Here is a 5,630-nt window from a genome sequence, read left to right as displayed (position 1 = left end):
AAAAAGCCTTGGAGGGTTTTTTGTTGTGGGGTGGGATGGGTGTGGTGTCTGTGAGACATATATTCTGTTGTGGTTTTTTGTTCCCTGAACACAAACCGTTGGTATGGGTTTGTTGTTTGGGAACCACATAGTGGACGCAAGCAGTCTTGTTTCTTTATCTCACACGGTAAGTGTAAATCCCTTTTGAAGGTGGATTTACCCGTGTGAAGTGTGGTGTAAGTTATCGGCCTATTAGTACCGGTCAGCTTCACGAGTCGTTAGTCCTCGCTTCCACATCCGGCCTATCAACCCAGTGGTCTGGCTGGGGGCCTCTCACACATAAAGTGTATGGAAATCTCATCTCGAAGCGAGCTTCCCGCTTAGATGCTTTCAGCGGTTATCCCATCCGAACGTAGCTAATCAGCGGTGCACTTGGCAGTACAACTGACACACCAGAGGTTCGTCCGTCCCGGTCCTCTCGTACTAAGGACAGCCCTTCTCAAATTTCCTGCGCGCGCAGCGGATAGGGACCGAACTGTCTCACGACGTTCTAAACCCAGCTCGCGTACCGCTTTAATGGGCGAACAGCCCAACCCTTGGGACCTACTCCAGCCCCAGGATGCGACGAGCCGACATCGAGGTGCCAAACCATGCCGTCGATATGGACTCTTGGGCAAGATCAGCCTGTTATCCCCGAGGTACCTTTTATCCGTTGAGCGACGGCCATTCCACAATGTACCGCCGGATCACTAGTCCCGACTTTCGTCCCTGCTTGAGATGTCTCTCTCACAGTCAAGCTCCCTTGTGCACTTACACTCGACACCTGATTGCCAACCAGGCTGAGGGAACCTTTGGGCGCCTCCGTTACTTTTTAGGAGGCAACCGCCCCAGTTAAACTACCCATCAGGCACTGTCCCTGACCCGGATTACGGGCCGAAGTTAGATGTCCAAAGTGACCAGAGTGGTATTTCAACGATGACTCCACCTGAACTAGCGTCCAAGCTTCAACGTCTCCCACCTATCCTACACAAGCCACTCCGAACACCAATACCAAACTATAGTAAAGGTCTCGGGGTCTTTCCGTCCTGCTGCGCGTAACGAGCATCTTTACTCGTACTGCAATTTCGCCGAGTTTATGGTTGAGACAGCGGGGAAGTCGTTACTCCATTCGTGCAGGTCGGAACTTACCCGACAAGGAATTTCGCTACCTTAGGATGGTTATAGTTACCACCGCCGTTTACTGGGGCTTAAATTCTCAGCTTCGCCCTTACGGGCTAACCGGTCCTCTTAACCTTCCAGCACCGGGCAGGAGTCAGTCCGTATACATCGTCTTGCGACTTCGCACGGACCTGTGTTTTTAGTAAACAGTCGCTTCCCCCTGGTCTCTGCGGCCCTGATCCCCTCCCCACAGCGTGTGTGGTTCAAAGTTAGGGCCCCCCTTCTCCCGAAGTTACGGGGGCATTTTGCCGAGTTCCTTAACCATAATTCTCTCGATCGCCTTAGTATTCTCTACCTGATCACCTGTGTCGGTTTGGGGTACGGGCGGCTAAAACCTCGCGCCGATGCTTTTCTAGGCAGCATAGGATCACCAAATCCCCCCAAAAGGGGGTCCCATCAGATCTCAGGCATCATGAACAGCGGATTTACCTACCATTCGCCCTACATCCTTAGACCGGGACAACCATCGCCCGGCTTGGCTACCTTCCTGCGTCACACCTGTTAATACGCTTGACTCCCAAGTTACGGTCCTGCGCTCCACCAAAAACCACATCACCACAAGGGTGGATGGTCAGGTATCGGGCAGTTAGTATCCCCTGTTCACCATGGACGGTTTTTCGCCGGTACGGGAATATCAACCCGTTGTCCATCGACTACGCCTGTCGGCCTCGCCTTAGGTCCCGACTTACCCAGGGCAGATTAGCTTGACCCTGGAACCCTTGATCATTCGGCGGACGGGTTTCTCACCCGTCTTTCGCTACTCATGCCTGCATTCTCACTCGTGTAGGCTCCACCGCTGGTTTACACCGCGACTTCACTGCCCACACGACGCTCCCCTACCACTCCAGACGCCTGAACCACGAAGGCTTGGCAAATATCTGAAATCCACAACTTCGGCGGTGTACTTGAGCCCCGCTACATTGTCGGCGCGGAATCACTTGACCAGTGAGCTATTACGCACTCTTTTAAGGATGGCTGCTTCTAAGCCAACCTCCTGGTTGTCTTCGCAACTCCACATCCTTTCCCACTTAGCACACGCTTAGGGGCCTTAGTTGGTGGTCTGGGCTGTTTCCCTCTCGACTATGAAGCTTATCCCCCACAGTCTCACTGCTACGCTCTCACTTACCGGCATTCGGAGTTTGGCTGACGTCAGTAACCTTGTAGGGCCCATTAGCCATCCAGTAGCTCTACCTCCGATAAGAAACACGCAACGCTGCACCTAAATGCATTTCGGGGAGAACCAGCTATCACGAAGTTTGATTGGCCTTTCACCCCTACCCACAGCTCATCCCCTCCATTTTCAACTGAAGTGGGTTCGGTCCTCCACGACGTCTTACCGTCGCTTCAACCTGGCCATGGGTAGATCACTTCGCTTCGGGTCTAGATCACGCCACTGCAACGCCCTATTCAGACTCGCTTTCGCTACGGCTTCCCCACACGGGTTAACCTCGCGACGTAACACTAACTCGCAGGCTCATTCTTCAAAAGGCACGCCGTCACCAGAATCAGACTGGCTCCGACGGATTGTAAGCACACGGTTTCAGGTACTGTTTCACTCCCCTCCCGGGGTACTTTTCACCTTTCCCTCACGGTACTGGTCCGCTATCGGTCATTAGGGAGTATTTAGGCTTATCAGGTGGTCCTGACAGATTCGCACGGGATTTCTCGGGCCCCGTGCTACTTGGGATACTCTCCAGGCGGAACACAACATTTCGGTTACGGGGCTCACACCCTCTCTGGCCGGCCTTTCAAGACCGTTCACCTATGCGCATCCACTCACCTCATCAGTCCGGCAGAACTGAAACGGAAAGTCCCACAACCCCGACCATGCAACGCCCGCCGGCTATCACACATGGAACGGTTTAGCCTGATCCGCTTTCGCTCGCCACTACTCACGGAATCACTATTGTTTTCTCTTCCTGCGGGTACTGAGATGTTTCACTTCCCCGCGTTCCCTCCACGCACCCTATGTGTTCAGATGCGGGTCACCAGGTAACTCGCGTCCCTGGCGGGGTTTCCCCATTCGGACACCCTGGGATCACAGTCCGGTTATCGACTCCCCCAGGCTTATCGCAGATTCCTACGTCCTTCTTCGGCTCCTAATGCCAAGGCATTCACCGTGTGCTCTTAAAAACTTGACCACAAAAGATCAATAAAACATTTTCGAGAGAACCATGAAAACTGAATCCCCACACACCAACACCACCAAAACCCCCCAAAAGGAGCACCAATGACACCAGCACACAAGAACCAGATCCAGGTTCATATATCTTAGAAATTGCTTATTCTAAAAGATGCTCGCGTCCACTATGTAGTTCTCAAACAACAACCCCGTACCACGCAACCCACACACCAAAGCATGCAAGCGGCCATGACCAGGAAAACCAGAAACACAAGTACCACCACGAACAACAAGACAAAAGCCTCACCACCCGCGCCAGCCCTGTTGCCTCAGGACCCAACAGTGTGCCAAACACTACCCACAACCAAACACCAGCAAACTTTCCACAACACACACCCCAGCACACCCCTCCAACAGGAGAAACACACCAAAAGCACACATCCGTACTCGCCACCAACGCCCAGAAACAGGCACCTATTCATTGATATTCCACCCTTGAGCACCCGCCGTAGAACAAACGCCTACGCAACGGGCATATACTCCTGACAACCCCCACACCCCACATAACGCAGAATGCAAACAGTTGTAGGTGCTCCTTAGAAAGGAGGTGATCCAGCCGCACCTTCCGGTACGGCTACCTTGTTACGACTTAGTCCCAATCGCCAGTCCCACCTTCGACAGCTCCCTCCCACAAGGGGTTAGGCCACCGGCTTCGGGTGTTACCAACTTTCGTGACTTGACGGGCGGTGTGTACAAGGCCCGGGAACGTATTCACCGCAGCGTTGCTGATCTGCGATTACTAGCGACTCCGACTTCATGGGGTCGAGTTGCAGACCCCAATCCGAACTGAGACCGGCTTTTTGGGATTAGCTCCACCTCACAGTATCGCAACCCTTTGTACCGGCCATTGTAGCATGCGTGAAGCCCAAGACATAAGGGGCATGATGATTTGACGTCGTCCCCACCTTCCTCCGAGTTGACCCCGGCAGTCTCCTATGAGTCCCCACCATAACGTGCTGGCAACATAGAACGAGGGTTGCGCTCGTTGCGGGACTTAACCCAACATCTCACGACACGAGCTGACGACAACCATGCACCACCTGTAAACCGACCGCAAGCGGGGCACCTGTTTCCAGGTATTACCGGTTCATGTCAAGCCTTGGTAAGGTTCTTCGCGTTGCATCGAATTAATCCGCATGCTCCGCCGCTTGTGCGGGCCCCCGTCAATTCCTTTGAGTTTTAGCCTTGCGGCCGTACTCCCCAGGCGGGGCACTTAATGCGTTAGCTACGGCGCGGAAAACGTGGAATGTCCCCCACACCTAGTGCCCAACGTTTACGGCATGGACTACCAGGGTATCTAATCCTGTTCGCTCCCCATGCTTTCGCTCCTCAGCGTCAGTTAATGCCCAGAGACCTGCCTTCGCCATCGGTGTTCCTCCTGATATCTGCGCATTTCACCGCTACACCAGGAATTCCAGTCTCCCCTACATCACTCTAGTCTGCCCGTACCCACCGCAGATCCGGAGTTGAGCCCCGGACTTTCACGGCAGACGCGACAAACCGCCTACGAGCTCTTTACGCCCAATAATTCCGGATAACGCTTGCGCCCTACGTATTACCGCGGCTGCTGGCACGTAGTTAGCCGGCGCTTCTTCTGCAGGTACCGTCACTTTCGCTTCTTCCCTACTGAAAGAGGTTTACAACCCGAAGGCCGTCATCCCTCACGCGGCGTCGCTGCATCAGGCTTTCGCCCATTGTGCAATATTCCCCACTGCTGCCTCCCGTAGGAGTCTGGGCCGTGTCTCAGTCCCAGTGTGGCCGGTCACCCTCTCAGGCCGGCTACCCGTCGTCGCCTTGGTGAGCCATTACCTCACCAACAAGCTGATAGGCCGCGAGTCCATCCAAAACCACAAAAAGCTTTACACCCCCCACCATGCGATGAGGAGTCATATCCGGTATTAGACCCAGTTTCCCAGGCTTATCCCAGAGTTAAGGGCAGGTTACTCACGTGTTACTCACCCGTTCGCCACTAATCCACCAGCAAGCTGGCATCATCGTTCGACTTGCATGTGTTAAGCACGCCGCCAGCGTTCATCCTGAGCCAGGATCAAACTCTCCGTTGAAGTAAAACAGACACACAACGAACCAAAGGAAATAACCCCAGAACGCCATGCACAAAATTTGAAACCAGCCAAAAAATAACCAGACCGCACCACAGGGGCGGCACAACCTGGCATAATTCAACCAATTCATATAAAAAATTGGTATCAATAAACTTGGCACACTATTGAGTTCTCAAACAACAGACACA

2 rRNA genes are annotated in these 5,630 nt (G+C 53.6%); both read right to left on the bottom strand.

Annotated elements, in window-relative coordinates:
- Positions 1–210: 210 nt before the first annotated feature.
- A 23S ribosomal RNA gene (locus QMG79_RS16510) occupies positions 211–3,338 on the bottom strand.
- Between the two features lie 581 nt (positions 3,339–3,919).
- Positions 3,920–5,442, bottom strand: a 16S ribosomal RNA gene (locus QMG79_RS16505).
- The 16S and 23S rRNA genes sit together here, the layout of an rRNA operon.
- Between the last annotated feature and the right edge of the window lie 188 nt (positions 5,443–5,630).

It is taken from the genome of Pseudarthrobacter sp. PS3-L1, assembly GCF_030063285.1.
Classification (GTDB): domain Bacteria; phylum Actinomycetota; class Actinomycetes; order Actinomycetales; family Micrococcaceae; genus Arthrobacter.
The sequence above is the reverse complement of the archived record's forward strand: the minus strand, read 5'-3'. Positions and strand labels throughout refer to the sequence as shown.